Source organism: Paenibacillus sp. FSL K6-2859 (genome assembly GCF_038008265.1).
Classification (GTDB): Bacteria; Bacillota; Bacilli; order Paenibacillales; family Paenibacillaceae; genus Paenibacillus_AQ; species Paenibacillus_AQ nitricinens.
On sequence record NZ_JBBOYU010000001.1, the window covers coordinates 6,688,300 to 6,710,615 of the forward strand.

The window sequence follows — 22,316 nt, forward strand, 5'->3', positions numbered from 1 at the left end:
CTTATTAGATAAACTCAATAAAAAACAGGCGAGTCATGGTTGAATACACCACAATTTGCCTGTTTTCCTGTGCCTATGAATTTAAGGATTATTAATAAAAGAAATCAATTGCACGAGATTACCTGCAACTTGATAAGTTACCCCTAGCATGTAAGTTCCCTTCTCTTCGTTCGATAGATCTAGGGTGAACACCTCTGGATTAGCTGCCCATTCATTCATATCAAACATAATTTCTTTAAATGTCCCAGTGTTTCTAACCCCTGCTGAACTAGGAATTACTTTACTGCCATCGAGCCCTTTCACCAGATTGGTCAATTCAACTACAGGACCCTCTAATTGTGCTATCTCAATCACTTGTGGGTCGGCCAATAAGCTAGTCAGTTTAGTCAATCCTTGTAGTGGAGAGAAATCCGTAATTTCATTTCCAGCAATATTAAGTGTTTCTAAGTTCTTAGCATACTGAAGACCTTCCAAAGATTTAGCTCTTCCAGTTACGCTCGTTAACGTCGTAAGTTTATACATGTCCCCTAGCGTTAGCTGTCCAGATACGCCTAGTGCGGCCTTAATTGAGGCACTTAAATATGGGTCTGCAATCGTGATTTCTTGCGTAAGGTCTATTTCGGTGAGACCCTCTGCTGCCTGTTGTAACGCCGCTGCGGCTGCATCTACCTCACTTTGTGTGACCGAAGGATTAGCCAAAGCTGCTTCTGCACCCGAGAGACTGGCCGTAAACACCGCAATACTCTCGGCTGTGAAACCTTCAAGAGAAATTGCTTTCGCCACAGCAATCGCTTGTTCCAGATCTCCAGTGAATAGGTGATCTCCATTCGCGAAATGTAGTTTGGTCCCCCCCCATGTAGCATGGTCAGATCCGTTGCCATTTCCACCGTCTGTAACGACTAACTTCAGCTCTTGGGCTCCATTAACATCTAACTCGATAAATTTCTGTGGATCTCTGGAGTTCATAAGTCCACTATCAAACTTCTTCTCTCCATCGACGAACACTTCGAAGCTCACCGAACCAACCGTACCGTACATTTGCCGATCTACACCCACATAGGAAGTGAAGTAGTCCGCGTTCTTATCGCTTAGATCGTATACAATCGTCGAGTTGGAGTGCGCTCCAATCCCTCTCTCGTAAGACACCACTTGATTGCCCTTATCTGTTAATCTCAGCGTATTGGCACTAACAGATTTGTCCTTCAAAGGTGCGGTAAAGCTGTTCTGAGTAGAGTTCCAGTCGTAATCCGTCAGATACGTAAAATCCGTCATGTCTACTACGGCTATAGTTCTAGTCTTCGTGGTCGTATTTCCATCACTATCGGTTACCATATAAGTGATCGGATACTTTCCAGCTTTGTTGAATTTAACCTGATCTTCACCCGTAACCTTTACTTGAGCCGTTAAGTCACCATCTTCTGAATCCGTTGCCGAATAGCTTTCATTTATGGCTATGGCTTGCCCCACTTTGGTGGATACAGGTTTAGGGATCGTAAGCTCCGGCGTACTGTTCAGAATCATAAACTTCGCATCCGCAAAATCACCGTGATCTGATGCATTTCCGTTACCTGCATTATCTAATACCAATTTCAATTCATTTACACCCTTCACAGGGATTCGAGCTATTTTAGCTTCCGTGCCAAATTTCATCAGTCCGCTATTATATACTTCTGCCCCATCGGCAAAGATTTTGAAGATCACACTAGAATTATTTTGCTCTGGGATATTTCGGTCAACCCCTACACATGTTTCAAAATATTCGAAATTAGCACCCGCCAGATTATACACAATTTCAGAGTTAGCATGCGTTCCTAAGCCCTTCGTAAATTCTTTGGTTACGCCATTTACAAGTAGTTTAATCGGATTGTTAGAACTTGCCTTATCCTTACGAACCACATTATAATCCGTTCTTGCCGACTGCCAAGCTGTATCACTCAAGTATTTACTAGCGCTGTACACAACGATCTTTCGGGTCTGCACAGCTGTATTCCCATCCCGGTCTGTAACTGACAGTTCGACGGTGTAAGTGCCTGTTTTACTTGAAGTGAAACCATTCGGGTTTACCTCAACGGCTCCAATCAAGTTACCATCTTCCTTATCAACGGCTATGACATCAGTCAAAATATCAAATTCACTATTCAACTGAACGAAAGTTGTCTCTTCCGGCACTGTGATGGTCGGCTTACTTGAAGTATTCGTAAACTTCGCATCGGCCCATACCGTATGATCTGAAGCATTGCCATCTGTAGCATCTGTGGTAACCAGCTTCACTTCGCGCGCACCTGTCACAGGTATTTTCACAAATTCATGCTCTGTCCCTGCCCGGAAAACATCACTCGCGAATTTCTTCTCTCCATCTACATACACTTCAAAGGTTGCAGAGGATGGCTTTCCTTTCATCGCTTGATCGATCCCGATGTAGCTTTCAAAGAAGTCATAACCTATACCCTCAATATCATAAACAACTTCAGAGTTCGCATGTACACCGATTCCCTTGGCATAGGTTGCAGCTAGCCCTTGTCGAACAAGGCTGATGATTCCACCAGAAACGGCTTTATCTTTCTTTAATTCACCCCAACCAACAACGACTGACTTGGCATTAAGATCCGAAAGATAAGCATAGTCACTCGTTACCGTAACCAGTGTTGTTTTGGTTTCTGTAACCCCTTCGTTCTTCACTTCATACACCACTTCGTAGTCGCCTTTTTGCGTTACATCAACGGTATTTGCTTTCAGGGTGACATTAGCCGTAATATCGTTTCCTTGATAGTTAGTCGCTTTTACATAGTTCATCGGATCAAAAGCTTGATTAAGCTTTAACGTGATTTGATCTTCAACAGATAACGCTGGCTTGAAGGCTTTAACCTGTACCGGCTTCAGTGGGTTCAGCTTCTTATCATAACCAACGATCTTGTACGTATAATTGATGCTGTTATCTACATTCGTATCCACGAACTGGTCAGTCCCTGTAAACCCTACTAACTTATCGTCTCTATACACCTCATAACCTAAGAAATCTTTCTTAAGATCCGTATCCATACTGAAGCTTAGTGTGTTCGATTTAGCAGTAGTGTTAGGCGTGATATTAACCTTTATCGCAACATTCTTATCTGCTATTCCTGTTCCTTCATAATGAACCACTGAATTGTTTAAATACCAGAGCTTTTTCGGTGCTGGATATTTAGCTAACTTCACTTTTGTTTCAGGATTCACAGTGAAGCCATGTCTGGCAAAATAGCTACTTAAGTCTAACCCCAGCACTTCAGAGGAGAACTCCACCAAATACTGCTGCTTGGAATTGTCGCCGTTCGGAAGGGAGACCTTCCGCTCGCGGTACAGCTTGGTCAGTTCTGTCCAGTAACCCGGATGCGCCAATTCTAACTGCCAATAGGCACCAAGCTGTGCAAATAAGCCCTGCTGATTCATAACCACTTTATTTTCTTCGATTACATATTTATATATATCACTTTCAAAAGGAATACGAGTATCCATCGAGTCCGCATAGACTGACATCAGCATAGACACCATATTATTGGTTACTTCACCATATTCTCGTTCGCCCATCGCCAAGCGATGCCCTATTTCATGATTCAATCCCCAGCCTGGATAGACTTTGTTAAAATCACCTAACATTGTCCCCACGGTTCCAAGTTGTATCCCTGTATGGTCCCCCGCTGCATACATCGCACCATAAGGCTGCATCAATCGGATATTCTCACGAATTAGCTTGGCATCATGAATCACACTACTGCCATCCAAGCCATAGAAGTCAAAGATCGTCTTCATCCAAGTATCATAGCCGGTTACGGTACCCAGCGGATCATTTCCTTGCGTAATAAACATGTTATAAGCTTCTGTCGCAGTGCCTGTGAAAATAACATGATCGCTGACCATTTCCACCACATCAATGAGCTTGCGATCTTGAACATTCGGATGCGCTGCCTTATCTTCATCTATTTTTTGTTTATAGGTGGTTAAGAAGGCTTTGAATTGTTCAGGATCTGTAATCTTAGTCATCATAGGGATCTTGGTAAGCCCCTCGAACCGGATCATAGGTGCTTTACCTTGTTCCTCCGCTGTATATGGATTGACGATATACACTGTACCGCCCTTAGTCACTTCATGTGCATAATAACTATTCGTCGCAAATTCAGGAACGGTTATTGTGTTTTTACCTGGACGCAATTTCACACTGCTAGCCCAAACGTTCCAAGCCGCCTCTTGTTGAGAAAAGACTAAAGAAGGCAATTTATCGCTCGAAGCTGCGTCCACATAAACGTTGATTGTATCTCCAGGCATTGCAACGAGACCTGTAGGCTGGTTGTTCGTACCGAAACCAATTCTCAGGTTTTCTTGCGCATGCTTTTTCATATCTCCACGTTGTTCCGACTCAATGATGGTGCCTTCGGTTTGAATTTCACCATTCACTAGCTTCTTAGCTAAATCCAAAGAATCCTTCAGGATTGGATAGAGCGGATGTACTTTTGCCGCTTCTTCTAATTCGTTGATTGCTTCGACGCTATTATAAGCGGGAACAACCGCACTCATCGTGCCATCTGTGAAAATACCATTTACAGCTTCACTTACTTTATCCTCTGTATAAAATCTAAATTCGGCTGCAAAGGGTCTGTTGATATTGGCTTTTGTGAACTTGAATTTCAATCTTTTAAACTTCGTAGGTTCAAATTTAAACTCCAGAAAGTCATTCGTACTATTCGCGGTTCCGCTAGATACGAGCTGGAAGGTCTCTCCCTTACTTGTTTCTGATGCATAAATTTGAAAAGCCTCTGGGAAGCCTTTGCGGTTATCTCTAGCCAGGAAAGCCACTCTATCTAATACTTTCGCTTGCGCTAACTCAAACACAACTTCATTCGTGAAGCTGTCGTCATTGTTTTTATTGGTTTCCCAGTGTGTATTCGGTTGGTCATCGAGCATGTATTCCGGTTTCGTACCTGGGTAGCTTCCGCCGTTCACCGTTACTTTTGATACGTTTGAGTTGGGCATTCTATAAGCTTCGCTATAGGCATTTTCATATGCTGTACCATAGCCTTTTAGCTTCGAAACCTTAGCCGCTGTTGCCTCTATTTGATGATTCTCCAGAAGTACTTTTGCATTCTCTATATCTGCTTGAAACTGCGCGTACAGTGGATGTGTCTGCACTTCTTGTTCTAAAGCCGTTAATTTCTCCATCGTATTAAATGCTGCGCTAACTTGACTCAAGCTGTCATCTGTGAATAAATTTTTCATTTTAGCGGATACGGCATCTTCTTTGTAAAAAGAAAACTCAGCCGCACTCGCCCAATCTTGGTTAGCTTTTTTGAAGACAAATTTAAGTCTCTTAAAGGTTGCCCTGTCAAACTGCACCTCTACTACGTCACCTGTTGAGCCTTTATATTCTCCAGAGGATACTAGCGTATAATCGCCTGCATCCGTTGTTGAGCCATAAATATCAAATTCCTGGGCAAACCCCTTACCCTTTGCGCTGGATTGTCTTGCAGCATATACGATTCTATTTAATTCAGTGGACTCATTGAATACAAAGACAACCTCATTCGTAAACGTTGAACTATTCGGTTTGCCCGTTTCCCAATGCGTACTCATATCGCCATCAATAGCCTTAGCTATAGGTGAACCTGAGTAGTTACCACCGTTATTGGTAATGGATTTAATATTCGCAGGATTCATTCTAAAAACATCATTATAAGCGCCTAGGATAGCCTTGCCGTACAGATCAAACGGAATAACTGACGCATTGCTTATTAGGTCAGCCTTGCTTTGTACTACAGTGTTCACTACAGTTACCTTGCTTACATCACTTGCTAAAGCATAACCTGCCTCACTCGAAAAGCTAGCTAACATGGCTGCCGATGTAGCGATTGCAATCATTTTTTTCATCTTTTCTACCCCCCAGATGTAATATAAATCTCTTCAATGCCTAAAAATGGGCACAAAAAAAACTACCCCGAAAGAGTAGCTTGATTGCAGCTAAAGTTGCATAAAAATTAAGACTTAATTTTTATTAAACCTTAAAAACAAAAAGCGTTATACACTCTTTGGCAGCTGGCTGACAATAGTCGTGATAACCTTAGTCCCTATAGCTTTGCGTCCCTACATTTCCATAGGTTTGCCTATGAAGTTTCGATTACATTACAAAGGTTAACATAACTATGCATCTTATTGCATGATTATTTGGTATGAAATTGATATTTGATCGACATAGGTAATTGCAATCAATTTCCTCTAACTGATCGATATTATTTATCAACTGTCCCAGACGAAGAGTGATACTTTAGGACTGGAGGAGCGTTCAACCTCCAAATAGTCGCCGAAACCAATTCCACACATCACCTGTGATCGGAATTAACCCAAAGCCATGCTCGCCAACCGCGATTAGACCATATGCCCATTGTCCAATAGCTACGGCTCCCCCAGCAATCCGTCCTATGGCTACCGCTCCAAATGCCGTATCCCCTATGGCGACAGCACCTAACGCTTTTTCGGCTATCGCGATCGCTCCTACAGCCACTCCTGCAATAGCAATCGCCCCAGCTGCGAAGCCAAGCCAGCTAAGTGCTATCGCTCCAAGTGCTAACCACATTCCTAGTGATATTGCACCCACGGATAGTACCCCTACGCTTATCGCACCTATGGAAATCAAGCCTACAGCTATATCTCCAATAGCAATTAATCCAACAGCTGTCTTCACACGAGGTCTGCTGCCATAACCCTGACCAGAGTAGCGACCTAAATTGCTGCGAATACTTACCACTGGAAATGAGGGAGAAGGCCACTGATAATCAATCTCTCGCCCTTCCCAGCCCCTGGAATCTGCCCAACGTGTGATGTATTTATGCCATTCCATATTCATCCGCCCCCCTTCTCAATTACCTAAATTGTACAGCCCCGGGGCTCACCTGTAATCAGACTCTGACCTGAATTCATCTCATCCTCTAGACGGAGATCTACTCATTAGGATCACTGTTTGGGAATAGGGTCAGGTTTTCCAAATAAATATCCCTGAAACAACTGATAACCACTCTGCTTAAGCCATTCAAAGTCCTCTCTAAATTCCACTCCTTCTGCTAAGGGAACGGATTGGATTTCTAATGCCTTTTCTAAAAACTGTTCTGCTACTTTCTGTTTGCTCGGATCACTAGACACACCCTGAACATATTTCATATCCAGCTTCATGTAATGGGGTTTAAGTGCCAATAACATCTCGATTGTGCTGAAGCCTTCGCCAACATCATCTAGAGCGTATTCAAATCCCCGATCCTTGTAATATGTCAAAATAGCTTTCAAATGAGCAAGGTCATCCACTTTCTCCGTCTCAACAACTTCAAAGACAAAAAGAGAGGGATCTACGCCTAATTGATTGGCCAATTCAACTGTTGATCTTAGGCAGAACTCTGGAGCGTAGATCGACGTTGGGATAAAATTAATAAACGTTTTTTTATTTAAGGGTGCAGCACATTTTACAGCAGTCATTCTACATAACCGGTCTAAAGCATATAAACGGCCACGATTGCGTGCCGCCGTAAAGATCTCATTAGGATAGATAAGGGCTCCATCTTCTTTTTTAAATCTGGATAAGACCTCGTATGCAAAAATCTCTTCCTTTGCATTCACGATTGGCTGGAAGTGACAAATCACTAACCCCTTAGTGATAACCTCATCAATCCACTCCATATCAAGTACAGTGGGCATCTCGGATAGAGGTCTCCATGTTTGGTCATCTATACGGAATTCAATCTGCTTCGACGCCATATGATCATTACAGAAATCCAGAAAATCCCGCGCCCCAGCCTCTTTAATCGTAATCACATTTTCTTCTACCTTATGTATCGTATTGCTTCTACTCAAATGATGAATAACCTCAGGTAACATCCTTAGATTAAGCTCGCCATGAGCCTTAATTTCAAAATTCAGTTCTCTTACTACACAATGATTACAAGCCACATTCATAACCCCTTTCATCTTCGACTCTCTTAAAAAGATCCCAGAACTACTATTCTCAATCAAAATCCGTTTACTCCAGTAAGTACGACGGGTCTAACACGGTTAACTGTTGATGTTGAATCTCAATAATCTTTTGCTCTTGCAGATCTTTAAGCACAAGGGTAGCCGTCTCCCTGAGCGTTCCGATTATATCCGCGAACTGCTGATGGGTCAGCCGGAGATTAATCCTCATCTCACCTTGCTCCTCTATCCCGAATATTTGGTATAGTCTTCTTAGAGTAAAAATTGCACGCGCTCTCGCAGCATGAAATTTCATTTCGGGTAATAACCGATTCGATAAAAATAAACGATCCATTTGCAGCAGCATCAATTGTTCCTTAACTAACGGGTAGTGTATCGTTCATCGCCACCGCTGATATCACTCTTGCATTGGAGGGACGGATCACTTCCAGATCGCCAAAGAAATCCCCTTTTCCAAAAAGAAGCTTCCATCTCATTATTCCTTTCTAAAACACGCCATAGTTTTGTATACCAACATACAGATAATAAATCATTATCCTGTTATATTCTATCGTAACGATTGCCAATACCAATAACAAAGGAGAACCTTCTATGAGATATAATTTTGACGGAAAAGGACTTACAGAAACGCCAGAGATCGTGTTTGAGAGCAATCCTCTACTAGAACTGAGCATGTACAACAACCATATTAAAGAGATTCCCGATCAACTCTTCCTTCATGATGAATTAGAGGTACTAAATTATGCGGGTAATGACATCGAACGGTTATCCGAGAACATCGGTCGTTTAGTTCACTTAAGAATGCTTGATTTAGGCCATAATCAACTCAAGGTATTGCCGGAGAGTATTGGAGAACTACGGGGGTTGGATTCTTTTCTATACCTAAGTAATAATCAGTTCGAGCAGCTGCCGGAGCAGCTTTGTAATCTCCAGAAACTCAAGTATCTGAATGTAACAGATAATAATCTCAAGCAACTGCCTACTCTTTTAGGCGCAATGAGCAGTCTAATTGAATTGCGGCTATATTACAATCAGCTAGAAAGTCTGCCAGATTCAATCACACAAATAAAAGGGCTAAGAGAGATCCATCTGTATGGTAATCAACTGGTCTTGTTACCCGAGCATTTGGGTGCTATAGAAGAACTTCGGATACTTGATTTAAATGATAATCGAATCACTGAACTACCTTCATCTATCGGTAAACTAAGCAAGTTAAGAAAACTGAACCTTCGAAAAAATAAACTGAATCAGCTGCCTGAGCAAATAGGTCAATTAAGCAGCCTTGTTGAGCTTGACCTAAGAGATAATAACCTGCAAGAAATTCCGAATTCCCTTCTACAACTAGAACGATTAGAGAAACTGGATCTCCGATGGAATCACAGCTTGAAGGAAACAGACATTTTAGAGCAATTAGAGCAAAGAGGATGTATCGTTTATAAATAACAAAAAAGCCCCCTGTTAAAGAAGCTTTTCATTCAAATCTATGAAGTGGGTAACGCGGTTTCTCCCCTGTTCTTTAGAGGCATAGAGCGCTTGATCAGCTTTTTGCAGCAGGGTGTTTTCTGAATCGGCTGGAATAAATGTAGCTACACCAATGCTCACCGTTATCCGGCCCATTTCCCAAGTTGAATACGCGATAGACTGCCGTAAATTCTCAGCTATAGTCCTTGACTCCGAGATGTCTGTATTAGGTAAAAGAAGTATGAATTCCTCACCGCCATATCTAGCCGCAATATCCTCTTTACGAGATTGCAGTTTCAAGATACTCGCCATTTTCTCCAGCACATAGTCACCTGTCTGATGCCCATAGGTGTCGTTCACTTTTTTAAAATGATCAATATCTATAATACACAGCGAAAATGCTGTTTGAACTTGGCCGTACCCTACAATTTGCTCTTCCAGCTTCTCTTGAAGAAACCTTCTATTCTTCAGCCCAGTCAGCTTATCTGTATTAGATAACTCTACTAAAACGGCATTCATCTCCAGCAGCTCGGCTTGTTTCTGTTCAATTTCTAAATGAATTCGCTTGAGCTCGGCAAGCGCCTGATCCTTTTCCCAATAAGCCACTTCTATTTGCTTCTTGGCAGACCGAAGCTCCAGCTCATAGTCAATACGTTTTCCCATCTGTACCAGGATACAATCAATGACCTCTACACCTTCACACTCGAGCCTTCTGCCATTCAATAAATAGGGAACCGCTTTACCATCACTATCTTTCAGATTTATAAATAACTCTTCCACCTGTCCATTAAGATTAATAAAAGGATAGAAGTATGAATGAAAAATAAGCTTGTTTGCCGTAGACATGATAGATTCAAAATGCTTATGCACCAAATCAACCTGTTTATACCCCATACGGTCCAAAAACGTCTGATTTACATCCTTGATTATTCCTTCATGGGTAATAGAAACATAGCCACAAGGCGCATATCTTAATCGGTCATCCATGATCTAAATATCCTTTCAACACAGCATAATCTCATCTAGCTTACGTAAGATATTCATTAATTAAAGTGATGGTCTCCTCAGGATGGCTAATGTGTGGGTAATGCCCTTTAGACTCCATTAAACGGAAGGTACTATTATTCAAGTGTTTATGTAGATATTCTCCAGCCGCTATAGGTACGATACTGTCATCCGAGCATTGTAGAATAAGTGTAGGGATTGTAGCCTTAGGTAGATCTTCCCTATGATCTGAAAAGAACGTAACTTCTGCAAATTCCCTTGCAATAACAGGATCTGCCGAGATAAAGCTGCGCTCCAGCTCTTTCGTTAACACCGGGTCAGGGTTGTTCATAGCAAGAGGTGCCATAAAGCTAGCCCAGCCAGCGAAATTCATCTCCATCATCTCCAGAAGCTCAGTAATATCACTTTTCTCGAAGCCTCCGAAATAAGTATTCCCCTCATTTAAATAACATGAAGAAGGACCTATCATAATCATTTTATCAAAATAATCCGGCCGCTCAATCGAAGCCAGCATCCCGATCATAGAGCTAATCGAATGACCTATAAAAATAATATCTTTGAGTTCCAACGTTTCGATGACATCCAATACATCCTGTACATAGCCGTGGAGCGTATGATATTTATCTGTTGTATATGCACTTAAATCAGAGTTACCTGAGCCTACATAATCAAATAGAACGATTCGATATTTCTTCTCAAAAGAGGGCGTAATAAACTGCCACATGCTCTGGTCACACCCAAATCCATGTGCAAAAACAATGGTTCGTTCTCCTTCTCCAATCACTTTCACGTGATTCCGCGCCCTAACATCGTTCATTTCATATAACTCCCTTTATAGTTAGCATTCTCTCTATTTTGAAGGGTTGGCCTGGAAATATCAAGCGCATAAAAAACTCCGCTAGAGTAATCTCTAGCGGAGTTTTTATGCTATCTAATTTTAGAATGCAGAAGTCCATCCCGCATCGGCAGCGAGGACTGCTCCGTTTACAAAACTGGAGTCATCGGAAGCCAGGAACAACGCAACTTGTGCGATTTCTTCGGGTGAACCCACCCGAGGAATTACAGCCTGTGTAAGTTGAGTACGGCTCATGCCGAACTCATTAATATTTTTCATAGAAGCACTAATGTTAGTGGCAGTAGCTCCTGGTGCGATGGCATTACAACGAATGCCTTTGTTGGCATACATAAAAGCTGTATTTTTTGTCAAGCCTACTACTGCATGTTTGGAGGCAGTATAAGTTGCTCCAGCATGAGCACCACTTACGCCACCTGTAGAAGCGGTATTCACAATAACGCCCTTTCCTTTTTCGAGGAAAATAGGTAGCGCTTTACGTGTGGACCGCATTACACTTTTGGTATTGATGTCAAAGATAAGATCCCATCTCTCATCATTAATATCACCAACTGGCTCAAATCCATCCATAATACCCGCATTATTCACTAGTATATCTAGCGTTCCATATTCATTTACTGCGGTATCAATCATGTTATTGATATCTTCGACTAGAGCAACGTTTACTTTTAACGCCTTAGCTACTCCACCATTACTAACGATTCCTGCTGCGACTTGTTCCGCACCTTCCAAGTTAAGATCGGCTACTATTACTTTAGCACCTTCTTTAGCGTACAACTCTGCGATAGATTTCCCCATACCCGATGCTGCTCCGGTAACAACTGCAACTCTGTCTTGAAGTTTCATGTTGGAAGTCTCCTTTACGTTTATCTATAATGTAAGTATTAATATATAAAATCTCTAAAACGATTAAAATTTATTCTACTTAAGTTTAATCATCTGCAATTTAACTATCAATATACAAACGGGACACCAAATGTTCATAAATAAATATAAAGCAGGATTGTGTTGAAATAGGGTTAGAAAATAGACAGTTAGGTGGTCTTCTGTTGCTTAAAAATCGAAGAACAAGTAAATCGAGGAAAGAACTAAAAAATGCATTGATATTACTCATGGAAAAAAAGAATTTCCGCACCATTACGATAACCGATATTGTTACCCTAGCCGATTTAAACCGTGGAACCTTCTATAAGCATTATCAAACCAAAGAAGAACTTCTGAATGAGTTAATTGATGATGTGCTGGAGGATTTAATTAAGGCTTATAAAGATCCCTATCTCCATACCGATAAATTTATGGTGAGTGAGCTTACTACCTCTAGCATCAAAATTTTTGAGCATGTCGTTTCCTATTCTAATTTTTATACCATCATTGTAAATTCCAATGTTCTGCCTGGGTTTCAAAATAAGATTTGTGACATCTTAAAGGAGCTAACCAAGCAGGACTTAGTCGCGGTTAATCATACTAATAACAATATAAATATCGAATTATTTTCTAGCTATACGGCCTATGCTCTATTTGGATTAATCATGGAATGGGTAAAAGGAGGGTTCAAATATACTGCGAACCATATGGCCGAGCAGCTGATTCAAATTCTGTCTTTTAATTCACATAATGTGATCATAAAGACTTCAAATCAACCCATTAAGCAGAATTTGCTCTCTATTAATAGCGACTAATTATCTCAACCACCAAAAAACCACTCCAATGTGCTGGAGTGGCTTTTAATATGCATTTTATAGATTATGGTCTTCCTTTTCCACCACCACCGCCACCTGGGCCTTGATTGGTGTTCGCGGTGGTTACTCCGGATTCATTCAGCCAAGTTACACTACTGGTGATTTCAAACGTTACTACTTTCGTTCCTCCAGTATACTCGCCATCCGTATACAATCCATTTGCTTCACTGCCAGTCGAGGTACCTCCCGAGTAGAGGGTGTATGATCCACCGTCTTTCAAATCAGGGGAACTCATCACGAGCGACTGATAATCTTTCGATGGAGCAAAGGTTAGGATTGTGTTTCCTTCGCTATCCTCCAGATGGACCAATGCTCCGGCCTTCTGGATCTGAGGGAACGTCATGCTGACTGCATGTTGGCTGGAGGTGTCAGACGTTGCCTGAGCCATACCCGAGCTTCCCGCGGCTATTAGAGTACCGCCACTCTGTTCAAAGCTGCCATCGTAATCGAGAGCGCCGTTTCCACTATTAGTAGGTCCGTTAACAATTACTGTACCACCGGACATCACGATAGAGCCGTTCGAATCCAATCCGTCACCTGTGGCATCGACCGTTAATGTTCCTCCGCTAATCGTGAGTACATTAGCTGCAGCATCGCTGAACTGATCCTGCTCCTGAGGGCCACCTCCTACAGTCACTTCATCATTACCTCCTGCAACATTCACTCCATCATCAGAAGAGACTACGTGAGCTTCGCCTCCGGACATCGCGATGTTCGCTCCTTCAATCCCTTCGTAGCTCTTCGTAATATCAATTTTGCCACCGGATATCGCCACCAAGGCATCCGCATGAATTCCATCGTCGCCAGTTTTGATGTTAAATTCTCCAGCGGCTATCGCAATGTTGCTATTGCTATGCACTGCATCATCAGCAGAATCAATGTTAAATGTTCCGTTGTTTACGCTAATATCTCCTCCAGCCTTCAACCCTTTAGTGCTTACTGTTTCGGATTCTGCCGTTGTTGATGTAGTTGACGCTTCCTGCTGTGACGCCTCCGGCATTGTCTCTGGCTTTGCTTCTGATGTCGATGTATCTGTTGTTCCTGGTGCTTGGCCACCTGTTCCTTGTCCACGATTACCTCTCATGCCCATGCCTGCCCCTGGATCACCTGTCTTCACTTCACCATTCTCGTTGCCTCCGCCTGTAACCAAGGTGTACGTTCCGCCATCGATTACAAGTGCAGTTTCCGCCTGAATTCCGTCATTGCCAGCCTGAATATCAAACGTTCCTGCTGTGATACCAATAAAGCCTTTATCCGTTTCGGTATCATTGGTCGATTTGATTCCGTCACCTTCAGCTGTAATGCTGATACTTCCATCCTGCACAGCAACTAGATCTTTACCGACAATCCCGTCATCAGCAGCCTGAATTTCAAGGATGCCACTCATGATTTTGAGATCATCCTTGCTTGTAATCCCATCATTATAATTAGCAGAAACAGACAGCTTCCCTGTGCCATTGATTGTTAAGTCTGCTTTACTAAAGATAGCTGCACTAGGCTCATCTGTAGTGTCATCAGCATAGACATAAGTTGCCCCATCCGATACGGAGTTCTCTGTTCCGTCCTCCAAGGTAATGATTACTTTACCCGCTTCTTTAATATAAATTGCAGCGCTGTCACTGTCCGTAATGTTCACACCGTTCAGCACCAGATGTACAATTCCGTCATCCTGATTATTAATTACGATCTGCCCATCACTCAGCTTACCCGAAAGCACATAGGTTCCTGCTGCAATAATCGCCACTGACCCATCTTTGGATTCAGCTCCCGCACCTTCGACAACAGCGCTCGTGCCAGCCAGGGCAATATCCGTGGATTGGTCCGCCGTCCAACTTGTATTAGAATCGTCTTCATCGAACGTTACCAAGTCCGACAGCTTAGCACCTGCCAATTGTACTTCAGTAGCAGCTCCACTCTGGCTCAACGTTAATTCACTCGACGTAGCTTCAGACTGTGCTGTTGTATTATTATTGCTGCAAGCCGACATGAGTCCCGCACACAATAACAAAATCCCTATTTTACTGACTGTTATATAATTTTTCATATTCCATCCATCCTTTCGGTCATTTTAATAGTCATTTACAGTGGGAGTCATGGTTAACGAGAGATCTAGATTCCCATTTCGAGTACGGATCGCATCCAGGAACTCCTTCTGGTTCACAGCCTCACTCAGCGTAACGGAGTAGACCAGTTCATATAAACTGCCAAGCTCAGTCGTTCTAATCTTCTTAAGCTCATACCCTACATTAAATGTATTGAAAACTTCTGCGAAGGCTTCTTCATACCCCAGACTCTCTGGAATAGTTACCTTTAGTGTTTTTTGCGATGTTGTTCTTACCCCAAAATTAGTCCGATTAAGAATAAACATCAGGGCGCACAGAATAAGGGTAAACAACACCGCGTATCCGAAAGAACCTACCCCGCAGGCAAGTCCTGATGCCATGGTGAACAATACAAAGGTGATATCCTTCGGATCGCCAGGCGCACTTCTGAACCGAATGATGGAGAATGCTCCGGCAAGACTGAAGGCTCTGGCAACATTACTGCCAATAAGCAGAATGATGATGGCCACAATTACGGGCAGCAGTACCATCGTGAGTGTGAAGCTTTGCGAATACCCGCCGGAATTTGTCTTCATATAGGTGTAGCTAATGATCCCGCCAAGGGCGATAGCTATAAAAATAGTTAGAATTGCGTTGGTAAACGTTAGCTCTGTACTCGTTGCTACGGTAAATAATGAATCAAGCATAAAGAGCACTCCCCCGATCTGTTTTACTGTTCTTCAGCATTTTTTTATATTCATTACCGTATTTGGAGAAGCTTGTACGGTACATTTGATGCTCTGAGAGCATTTTTGCTAACCAGACCGGAATCGTATTTTCAGCCTTTACTTCCATCAGCCACTGACCCGGCTCTAGTAATGGTTCGCCATAAACGCCATGCTCCATCTTGAGATCGTACCGCCGACTTCGGATATTCGTATCGAACGTGATTCTTAAATCACGATTATTTTTACAAAACAACGCTTTGCGGTCATAAGACAGATACACTTTAGGCTGCAATTCATATCGCGTTAAAAAGTATTTAATCTCTTCAATCACCTGTTTGTTCATGTAGTCCTCGAATTCTGGCTCCCTGCCTGTGGCAACAAAAGCATAAGCCTCGTCCAATTTGAGCGACGTTCTTCTTTTATTCACCAGCCCGAACACCTTCTTCTTGATTTCCAGATAAACCTTTGTATCTTGATTTGGCACACCGTAAGCTCTTAAACGCAGCTTCTCTTTGTACTTCGGCTTCGCAAGACTGTTACGAATCAGCGTATTGTGCGCAGTATCATAATATAAGTTGGTTATGGAATAAAACTCATGCTGCTTGTTGAAATCGTCTAGCTCCATGTATTCAAGTAATTGGTTATAAAATTTATAGTAGGCTTCGTTATCCAGTAAATATTTGTTCTCATAACGGTTGAATACCTCAATCGCCATATGGGATCATTCCTTTCTGTTTATCGTTGTCTCTTGTGCTTATGAATGTATCTTAGATCCCAAACCTTTAATGAATCTTAAATGGTTTTACATCCCACTAACAGAGGTGTAAATCGTAACTGCGGTGAATGTTGGACTTTCGCAGACAAAGGCGGACGCTATTGCTCCTACAGTTCCAAAATTCCCCTCCGTTACTTGCCACCTGTTCAATTTTCACAATACAGTTCTATACCAACCTTCATTAAGGTTCAGTAAAGGTAATACTGATATAATGACCTCAATAACAAATACTCGTTTTATGTAGGGGATGGCAGAACCATGAGAATATTAATCGTAGAAGACGAGCTTCATCTCGCCGAAGCCTTAACTCAAATATTAAAAAAACATAATTATTCGGTGGACGCAGTCCATGACGGTAGATCGGGTCTGGATTATGCACTGAGCGGAATTTATGATTTGCTGCTGCTCGATATTATGCTGCCTGAGATGGATGGGGTTAGCGTCCTCAAGTCGCTGCGTAAGAAGGGGGTATCCACTCCCGTTATCCTGCTTACAGCAAAGGGTGAGATAACAGATATGGTCACTGGACTAGACTATGGGGCTGATGATTATATCGCCAAACCTTTTTCCTCGGAGATCCTACTGGCACGAATAAGGGCTGTACTAAGACGTAAAAACGAGGTTATTCCAGATGATGCTTTAAAGTTCGGGGATATTGAATTGAATACATCGACTCTGAAGCTTACCGTAGGTGGCAAAGAGATCAAGCTGAATCTTAAGGAAAGTGAATTATTGGAGCTTCTGATTCTGAGGAAACAAGCCGTAACCTCCAAGGAACAAATTATTGAGAAGTTATGGGGGTTTGATTCGGAGGCAGAGCACAACAATGTAGAAGTGTATATTTCTTTTTTGAGAAAAAAATTGACCTTCTTAAATTCCACTGTACGCATTAGTACGATCAGAAATGTAGGGTATGTATTAGAGGTGACAGCCTAATGTTCACGAAGCTCAGAAATCGATTTCTTATTGTTAACCTAGTAACTATATCCGTAATAATGCTGGTGGCTTTCATCTCGATTTATGTCATTACGTACCAAGATGTCCAAAACAATATTCAGATGGATCTTCACAGAATTATGGAGAACTACAAGTCTCCCGGCGGTGATACAGGACGAATGGGCTCAACTAAGGGAAGTTCCCAGTTACCCCATGCTGATAATAAACGTATCGATAACGGAACTCCACCTCCGGAACGGTCTGTCTCATTTATGCTGAAGATAGATACAGCGTCGAACCTCATCGGGAAAGATTCCAAATTTACGATGGATGATGATTTTTATACTACAGCTCTGCAAGAGGCTCTAAGTGCTGATAAAGATACCGGAAGGTTCACCTTGGACAGCAGCAAATGGATCTTCAACATCCAGCATACGAATGATGGAGCGATGCTTGTATTTCTGGACATCACTGCCCAGCAGAAAATCCTCACCAATCTAATCTATACCTTCTCTGTAGTTGGCTCGGTGATGCTAATTATTTTATACTTCACAAGCCGGTTTTTCGCTAATCGGTCTATCGCACCGGTGAAGGAGGCTTTTAATAAACAGAAGCAGTTTATTGCCGATGCTTCCCATGAATTGAAGACGCCGTTGACCATTATTAACACCAATGCGGATGTTCTTCTCTCCAACAGTGATGATACTATTCACAATCAATCGAAGTGGCTGCACTATATCAAGTCGGAAACAGAGAGAATGACCCGTCTGACCAATGATCTGCTATACCTAACCGAGATGGACGATTCCAGATCGACCCTGATCTATTCGAAATTCAATTTGAGCGAAGCGGTTGAGAATATTATTTTAACAATGGAAGCTGTTATCTTCGAAAAGCATATTTCGCTTGAATATGACATTGAACCTAACCTGATCGTGCTAGGGAATAGTGAACAAATTAAACAAGTGATTATGATCCTTTTAGACAACGCTGTAAAATATACGAATCCTAAAGGCTCAGTCACTTTATCCCTTAAAAACCACCATAATGATATGGTGTTATCGGTCACCAATACGGGTGAGGGCATTGCATCGGAGCACTTAGCGAGAATCTTTGACCGTTTCTACCGTACGAATGCTTCCCGAGCGCGTATACAAGGGGGTTATGGCCTAGGGCTGGCGATTGCCAAATCCATCGTTGAACAACATAAAGGAAAAATTTACGCCAAAAGCACGGTCGGCGAATCCACCACCTTTTACGTTCATCTCTCATAACTAAAAGTAAAAAAAGACTCAATCCCTGTTATCACTAGGATTTGAGTCTTTTTAATATGCTGATCATATACTATACTTCGCCCCAATAGACCTCGGTCTCATATTCTAAAAATACTTTATCATCCTGTTTATTTCGTTCAAATAGGTTCCTCAGCTCCGTCATCATACTCTCGAAACGTGGATCTCCGGGGGCTGGAATGTAGGAAGATGATCTCGCCCGTCCGCTTAATCCCTCGAAATCAAACACCTGCTGATTGCTAAAGTGCGCTGCTTGCATCTGCCCTGCCTTAAAAAAGGAGCTAAGGATTTCAGGGGTAATGTTCTTATGATTAACCCCAGTGTAGTCGGTGCCGAAGGTTTGCACAAGCTGCTCATATTCCTCCAGGAATGGGGTACCGTAAGTACGCCGAGAATTCCATATCAGAACTGCCTTTCCACCCGGTTTAAGAATCCGCTTGAATTCTAATTGCGCTGCGTCCCTATCAAACCAGTGAAACGCCTGGGCACATACGATAAAGTCTACAGACTGGTCTGGCAATTCTGTCTTCTCGGCAGACCCAGGCAATGCGCGAAAATGGTTATCCTTTGCGAGCATCTCCTCCGCAGCTGTACGCATTTCCGGATTTGGTTCAACGGCAGTCACACGACTCCCGCGCTCCAGAAGCAGTGCCGAAAATATTCCTGTTCCTGCGCCAATATCCGCAATATCACAATTCGGTTTTAGCCCAATCGTATTGTATAAATAATCAATGGCTTCTTTAGGGTAACTCGGGCGATATTTCACATACGAATCTACCCGATTTGAGAAACGTTCTTTGTTATTCATCCCAATACTCTCCCTTAGCTTTTAGGTTCGTACTCACTTAATTTGCCTCGATAAATCAGCTTCAGCCGATCGCTTTGCCGAAAATCATCCGGCGTTACGAGCGCGGGCAGCTTGTTCCATAGCTTAATGCCAGACCTCTCCAGAATTTCCGCTACAAACTGTGAGCAGAAGTAGGAGTTGCTGAATTCGACAGGTTCTTTCAGTGCGATACCAATCACGCCGAGAATATTATAGAGGTACTTTTGCCGGCTTCGGATAAAGACTTTGAGTACCCGCTCCATTTTCTCCACTTCACGGACTGTAACTTGAAGTTCATATAGAACACACGTGGTATTTGGATATTTGCTGAACGTGCCCGTCTTAATATTCTCCTTCACGAACCCTCCGTTTAGAGGGTTGCTTGGGTGCTTTCTGCCAAAGCTATATAACTCGGAAAGCTCCCGATTAAAGGAGATCGAGGCATGATTATAAGGAGCTCTCGTGTAGCCTTGGATAAGCTTCGTAAAGAGCGTTCCGGTGTTCGTAAGCAAGATAAAGACCGATGGATCATCTGCCATTTACAATTTTCCCCTTATCAAGATTGAACGTTTCCTTCATAATAACATATGAACCCATTAATGGAATCTACTCTACGACAAGTTGGTGATTAGCTATCGACCGCTCTCTATTAACGGTAATCCTGATTTTTGCGGCCTTATCGGCCATTCACTTGATGTATGTAGTTATAGGCAAATTACAGCCCAGTAAAGACTATACGGGTATCGGCTTCCGCATCAAAACCTGGTGGGGCATGCTTTTTATCTTTTGTTTAGCTACTCTCTTTAATCCAGTCGTCTCACTGTTGGCACTAATGGTGCTGACCTTCTTCGCACTCAAAGAATATTTCTCCATGATAAAGTCACGAAAATCCGACCGCAGATTATTTCTGTGGGCGTACTTATCCATTCCTCTACAGTTCTACTGGATTTATATCGAGTGGTACGGGATGTTTATTGTGTTTATTCCAGTCTATGTTTTCTTACTCCTACCGCTACCTAGGCTTATTAATAAAGGGACCGTTGGCTTCCTGCGTAGTGTTAGTTCAACCCAGTGGGGATTAATGCTGATGGTTTTCGGACTTAGTCACTTAGCCTATTTTCAATTTGCTACACCGGAGTATGGGGCGGGGCTTGTATTATTCCTAGTAGTGCTGACACAGCTGAATGATGTGGTCCACTATCTCGCATCCCTCTATATGGGAAAGCGCAAAGTGGTCCCAACTGCCAACCCGTATTTGACCTGGGAAGGTTTTGCCTGTGCATTTGTCGTAACAACCGGGGTCTCCTATTTGATCTATCCCTACCTGACGCCGCTCAACCCAATTTTCGGTTTCCTGTCAGGCATGTTAATCAGTTTGAGCGGCTTCTTGGGTAGCTTAACGGTTTCCGTGCTGAAGCGAGATTTGCTCATCGGTGATGGTGATAAATTCGTAGCTTTAAAAGAAAGCTATTTAAGCCGTGTAGACAGCTTGACCTACACCTCGCCGGTCTTTTTCCATGTCATCCGTTATTTCTTCGATTTCATGTAAATTAGTTTTCTACAACGATTTTGGTCGCTTGGCCGAGAGGTGGCAAGCTCTTGGTTAACATCGGACCGTAGAACGCATACACTTTGTCACCTTTTTTCAGCTCACTTGTGGCAATCTTCTGATTATCTTTCGTGCCGAGAATAGTCGTAGTGTCTGTAGTATTTAGAACAATCGTCTCGAAGGAAGAATCACTGAGCTTATCGCCTTTAATTACAACGCGGGTCATGCCATTATCTGAAGAAGTAACCTCTTCGATCACGCCAACCGTTCCCAAGGTCTGCTGATCCGGAGCTTGGTCTTTCACAACAATCTTGATCGCGCCCGCCAATGGCGGCATGCTCATAGCCATGACCATACTGTGCTCAACCTCGATGGACATGCCTAGCTGCAGATCAGCAAAGGTTAGCTTCTTATTATCAGCAGATACGATTTCCGTTTCATCAGAAATGCCTAAGCGAACGCCATGACCATAGCCGTTGAGGCCGATTTCAGCATTTTGCTCGCCCTTATAGATACTAGTGATTGATCCTTGCTTGATCGTGTCTGAGGCAGTCTCTCCATTTCCTTGTTCCTTGGAATTAATCGATATGGTTCCAGTTGGTCCTGCGACTACTTCAAGCTCCAATACTTTTTCGAAGAAAGATAATGGAACATAGGTTTTACCGTTCTTTAGCTCTGGTACAGCACCTAGCGAATGAATTAATGTGCCATTACGGTAAGCATCTTTTGCAATTTGAAAGGATATCGACTGGCTTTCTTTCTCAAGGCCTAGCGATTGAAGGCTTTGAGTCCATGTTAACTTATATCCAAGCGCTTCCGTTGCTGTACGGATAGGGATCATAACTTCCTTACTTGAACCTACGTATAGCGGAACATCGACTGGGGAGAAGCCGTTACCATCAATGACTAGCACATATTTTAGACCACCATAAGAATCCTGCGGCACTGAGGAATTAGCCGCTGGTGTGACTGGAGCTGGCTGGATTGGGGCAGCAGAGATGACGTTCGATGCTATGAGCGTGCCAGCCAGAACCGCTCCGATTACTTTGAATGTTTTCATAGTGAATTATACCTCCTGAGATGAATGAAATTGTGTTACTCTATCATTCTTGACGGGAGGTCCAGAACAA

At 42.7% G+C, this 22,316-nt stretch carries 18 protein-coding genes and 1 riboswitch; of the genes, 5 read left to right on the forward strand and 13 right to left on the reverse strand.

The features are described from left to right. Nucleotides 1–81 precede the first annotated feature (81 nt). The 4 genes from MHB64_RS29790 to MHB64_RS29805 form a co-directional block, all read right to left on the reverse strand. Nucleotides 82–5,895, reverse strand: coding sequence for an NPCBM/NEW2 domain-containing protein (locus MHB64_RS29790; protein ID WP_341135978.1), 5,814 nt, complete (start codon nucleotides 5,893–5,895; stop codon nucleotides 82–84). A 157-nt stretch (nucleotides 5,896–6,052) separates the two neighbouring features. Next, nucleotides 6,053–6,139, reverse strand: a riboswitch (cyclic di-GMP riboswitch). A 168-nt stretch (nucleotides 6,140–6,307) separates the two neighbouring features. After that, a complete protein-coding gene (locus tag MHB64_RS29795) occupies nucleotides 6,308–6,862 on the reverse strand; it encodes a hypothetical protein (protein WP_094868427.1) in 555 nt (184 codons plus the stop codon). Nucleotides 6,863–6,975: 113 nt separating this feature from the next. Then, nucleotides 6,976–7,977 carry an EAL domain-containing protein gene (locus tag MHB64_RS29800; RefSeq protein ID WP_306440366.1) on the reverse strand — a complete coding sequence of 334 codons (1,002 nt, stop codon included), beginning with the start codon at nucleotides 7,975–7,977 and terminating at the stop codon, nucleotides 6,976–6,978. 52 nt (nucleotides 7,978–8,029) lie between these two features. After that, entirely contained in the window at nucleotides 8,030–8,326 is a 297-nt protein-coding gene (locus MHB64_RS29805) for a helix-turn-helix domain-containing protein (protein ID WP_341135979.1), read from the reverse strand. Nucleotides 8,327–8,571: 245 nt separating this feature from the next. Here MHB64_RS29805 and MHB64_RS29810 point away from each other — a divergent pair, with 245 nt between their 5' ends. Beyond that, nucleotides 8,572–9,423 (forward strand): leucine-rich repeat domain-containing protein, encoded by an 852-nt coding sequence (locus MHB64_RS29810; protein WP_094868429.1) that lies wholly within the window; start codon nucleotides 8,572–8,574, stop codon nucleotides 9,421–9,423. Between the two features lie 15 nt (nucleotides 9,424–9,438). Here MHB64_RS29810 and MHB64_RS29815 read toward each other — a convergent pair whose 3' ends face one another. The 3 genes from MHB64_RS29815 to MHB64_RS29825 form a co-directional block, all read right to left on the reverse strand. Beyond that, nucleotides 9,439–10,428 (reverse strand): sensor domain-containing diguanylate cyclase, encoded by a 990-nt coding sequence (locus MHB64_RS29815; RefSeq protein WP_094868430.1) that lies wholly within the window; start codon nucleotides 10,426–10,428, stop codon nucleotides 9,439–9,441. 40 nt (nucleotides 10,429–10,468) lie between these two features. Next, entirely contained in the window at nucleotides 10,469–11,263 is a 795-nt protein-coding gene (locus tag MHB64_RS29820; RefSeq protein ID WP_341135980.1) for an alpha/beta fold hydrolase, read from the reverse strand. A gap of 120 nt (nucleotides 11,264–11,383) precedes the next feature. After that, on the reverse strand, nucleotides 11,384–12,145 hold the full coding sequence (locus MHB64_RS29825) for an SDR family oxidoreductase (RefSeq protein ID WP_042131593.1): 762 nt from the start codon (nucleotides 12,143–12,145) through the stop codon (nucleotides 11,384–11,386). Between the two features lie 266 nt (nucleotides 12,146–12,411). On the opposite strand from MHB64_RS29825, the gene MHB64_RS29830 reads away from it, so the two are divergent. After that, the gene (locus MHB64_RS29830) at nucleotides 12,412–12,978 is read left to right on the forward strand and encodes a TetR/AcrR family transcriptional regulator (RefSeq protein WP_094868498.1); all 567 of its coding nucleotides are present in this window, start codon (nucleotides 12,412–12,414) and stop codon (nucleotides 12,976–12,978) included. 64 nt (nucleotides 12,979–13,042) lie between these two features. Here MHB64_RS29830 and MHB64_RS29835 read toward each other — a convergent pair whose 3' ends face one another. Genes MHB64_RS29835 through MHB64_RS29845 form a run of 3 tightly spaced genes read right to left on the reverse strand, consistent with a single transcriptional unit; the run spans nucleotide 13,043 to nucleotide 16,523 of the window. After that, nucleotides 13,043–15,082 (reverse strand): carbohydrate-binding domain-containing protein, encoded by a 2,040-nt coding sequence (locus MHB64_RS29835; RefSeq protein ID WP_341135981.1) that lies wholly within the window; start codon nucleotides 15,080–15,082, stop codon nucleotides 13,043–13,045. Between the two features lie 24 nt (nucleotides 15,083–15,106). Beyond that, nucleotides 15,107–15,787, reverse strand: coding sequence for a DUF4956 domain-containing protein (locus MHB64_RS29840; RefSeq protein ID WP_094875342.1), 681 nt, complete (start codon nucleotides 15,785–15,787; stop codon nucleotides 15,107–15,109). Further along, nucleotides 15,780–16,523, reverse strand: a complete 744-nt coding sequence (locus MHB64_RS29845) for a polyphosphate polymerase domain-containing protein (RefSeq protein ID WP_094868434.1) — start codon at nucleotides 16,521–16,523, stop codon at nucleotides 15,780–15,782. The genes MHB64_RS29840 and MHB64_RS29845 overlap by 8 nt, the downstream gene beginning before the upstream one ends. 318 nt (nucleotides 16,524–16,841) lie before the next feature. On the opposite strand from MHB64_RS29845, the gene MHB64_RS29850 reads away from it, so the two are divergent. Both MHB64_RS29850 and MHB64_RS29855 read left to right on the forward strand, forming a co-directional pair. After that, the gene (locus tag MHB64_RS29850) at nucleotides 16,842–17,519 is read left to right on the forward strand and encodes a response regulator transcription factor (protein WP_094868435.1); all 678 of its coding nucleotides are present in this window, start codon (nucleotides 16,842–16,844) and stop codon (nucleotides 17,517–17,519) included. Continuing rightward, the gene (locus tag MHB64_RS29855; protein WP_341135982.1) at nucleotides 17,519–18,793 is read left to right on the forward strand and encodes a sensor histidine kinase; all 1,275 of its coding nucleotides are present in this window, start codon (nucleotides 17,519–17,521) and stop codon (nucleotides 18,791–18,793) included. The genes MHB64_RS29850 and MHB64_RS29855 overlap by 1 nt, the downstream gene beginning before the upstream one ends. A 70-nt stretch (nucleotides 18,794–18,863) precedes the next feature. On the opposite strand, the gene MHB64_RS29860 is transcribed toward MHB64_RS29855, so the two are convergent. Together MHB64_RS29860 and MHB64_RS29865 are read right to left on the reverse strand one after the other, a co-directional pair. Continuing rightward, the gene (locus tag MHB64_RS29860) at nucleotides 18,864–19,619 is read right to left on the reverse strand and encodes a class I SAM-dependent methyltransferase (RefSeq protein WP_341135983.1); all 756 of its coding nucleotides are present in this window, start codon (nucleotides 19,617–19,619) and stop codon (nucleotides 18,864–18,866) included. A gap of 14 nt (nucleotides 19,620–19,633) precedes the next feature. Then, complete coding sequence (locus tag MHB64_RS29865; RefSeq protein ID WP_341135984.1) at nucleotides 19,634–20,176, reverse strand: hypothetical protein; 543 nt, start codon at nucleotides 20,174–20,176, stop codon at nucleotides 19,634–19,636. A gap of 95 nt (nucleotides 20,177–20,271) precedes the next feature. Here MHB64_RS29865 and MHB64_RS29870 point away from each other — a divergent pair, with 95 nt between their 5' ends. Continuing rightward, on the forward strand, nucleotides 20,272–21,186 hold the full coding sequence (locus MHB64_RS29870; protein WP_042192888.1) for a phosphatidate cytidylyltransferase: 915 nt from the start codon (nucleotides 20,272–20,274) through the stop codon (nucleotides 21,184–21,186). Nucleotide 21,187: 1 nt separating this feature from the next. Here the strand turns inward: MHB64_RS29870 and MHB64_RS29875 are convergent, their stop codons facing one another. Next, nucleotides 21,188–22,246, reverse strand: a complete 1,059-nt coding sequence (locus tag MHB64_RS29875; RefSeq protein ID WP_341135985.1) for a copper amine oxidase N-terminal domain-containing protein — start codon at nucleotides 22,244–22,246, stop codon at nucleotides 21,188–21,190. Nucleotides 22,247–22,316: the final 70 nt, after the last annotated feature.

What these genes read in the sequence shown, in the direction of transcription:
- MHB64_RS29810 (WP_094868429.1), top strand. Translation starts at nt 8,572, where the DNA reads ATGAGATATAATTTTGACGGAAAAGGACTTACAGAAACGCCAGAGATC.
- MHB64_RS29850 (WP_094868435.1), top strand. Translation starts at nt 16,842, where the DNA reads ATGAGAATATTAATCGTAGAAGACGAGCTTCATCTCGCCGAAGCCTTA.
- MHB64_RS29805 (WP_341135979.1), bottom strand. Translation starts at nt 8,326, where the DNA reads ATGCTGCTGCAAATGGATCGTTTATTTTTATCGAATCGGTTATTACCC.
- MHB64_RS29865 (WP_341135984.1), bottom strand. Translation starts at nt 20,176, where the DNA reads ATGGCAGATGATCCATCGGTCTTTATCTTGCTTACGAACACCGGAACG.
- MHB64_RS29795 (WP_094868427.1), bottom strand. Translation starts at nt 6,862, where the DNA reads ATGGAATGGCATAAATACATCACACGTTGGGCAGATTCCAGGGGCTGG.
- MHB64_RS29840 (WP_094875342.1), bottom strand. Translation starts at nt 15,787, where the DNA reads ATGCTTGATTCATTATTTACCGTAGCAACGAGTACAGAGCTAACGTTT.
- MHB64_RS29800 (WP_306440366.1), bottom strand. Translation starts at nt 7,977, where the DNA reads ATGAAAGGGGTTATGAATGTGGCTTGTAATCATTGTGTAGTAAGAGAA.
- MHB64_RS29815 (WP_094868430.1), bottom strand. Translation starts at nt 10,428, where the DNA reads ATGGATGACCGATTAAGATATGCGCCTTGTGGCTATGTTTCTATTACC.
- MHB64_RS29835 (WP_341135981.1), bottom strand. Translation starts at nt 15,082, where the DNA reads ATGAAAAATTATATAACAGTCAGTAAAATAGGGATTTTGTTATTGTGT.
- MHB64_RS29855 (WP_341135982.1), top strand. Translation starts at nt 17,519, where the DNA reads ATGTTCACGAAGCTCAGAAATCGATTTCTTATTGTTAACCTAGTAACT.
- MHB64_RS29860 (WP_341135983.1), bottom strand. Translation starts at nt 19,619, where the DNA reads ATGAATAACAAAGAACGTTTCTCAAATCGGGTAGATTCGTATGTGAAA.
- MHB64_RS29830 (WP_094868498.1), top strand. Translation starts at nt 12,412, where the DNA reads ATGGAAAAAAAGAATTTCCGCACCATTACGATAACCGATATTGTTACC.
- MHB64_RS29875 (WP_341135985.1), bottom strand. Translation starts at nt 22,246, where the DNA reads ATGAAAACATTCAAAGTAATCGGAGCGGTTCTGGCTGGCACGCTCATA.
- MHB64_RS29820 (WP_341135980.1), bottom strand. Translation starts at nt 11,263, where the DNA reads ATGAACGATGTTAGGGCGCGGAATCACGTGAAAGTGATTGGAGAAGGA.
- MHB64_RS29825 (WP_042131593.1), bottom strand. Translation starts at nt 12,145, where the DNA reads ATGAAACTTCAAGACAGAGTTGCAGTTGTTACCGGAGCAGCATCGGGT.
- MHB64_RS29790 (WP_341135978.1), bottom strand. Translation starts at nt 5,895, where the DNA reads ATGAAAAAAATGATTGCAATCGCTACATCGGCAGCCATGTTAGCTAGC.
- MHB64_RS29845 (WP_094868434.1), bottom strand. Translation starts at nt 16,523, where the DNA reads ATGGCGATTGAGGTATTCAACCGTTATGAGAACAAATATTTACTGGAT.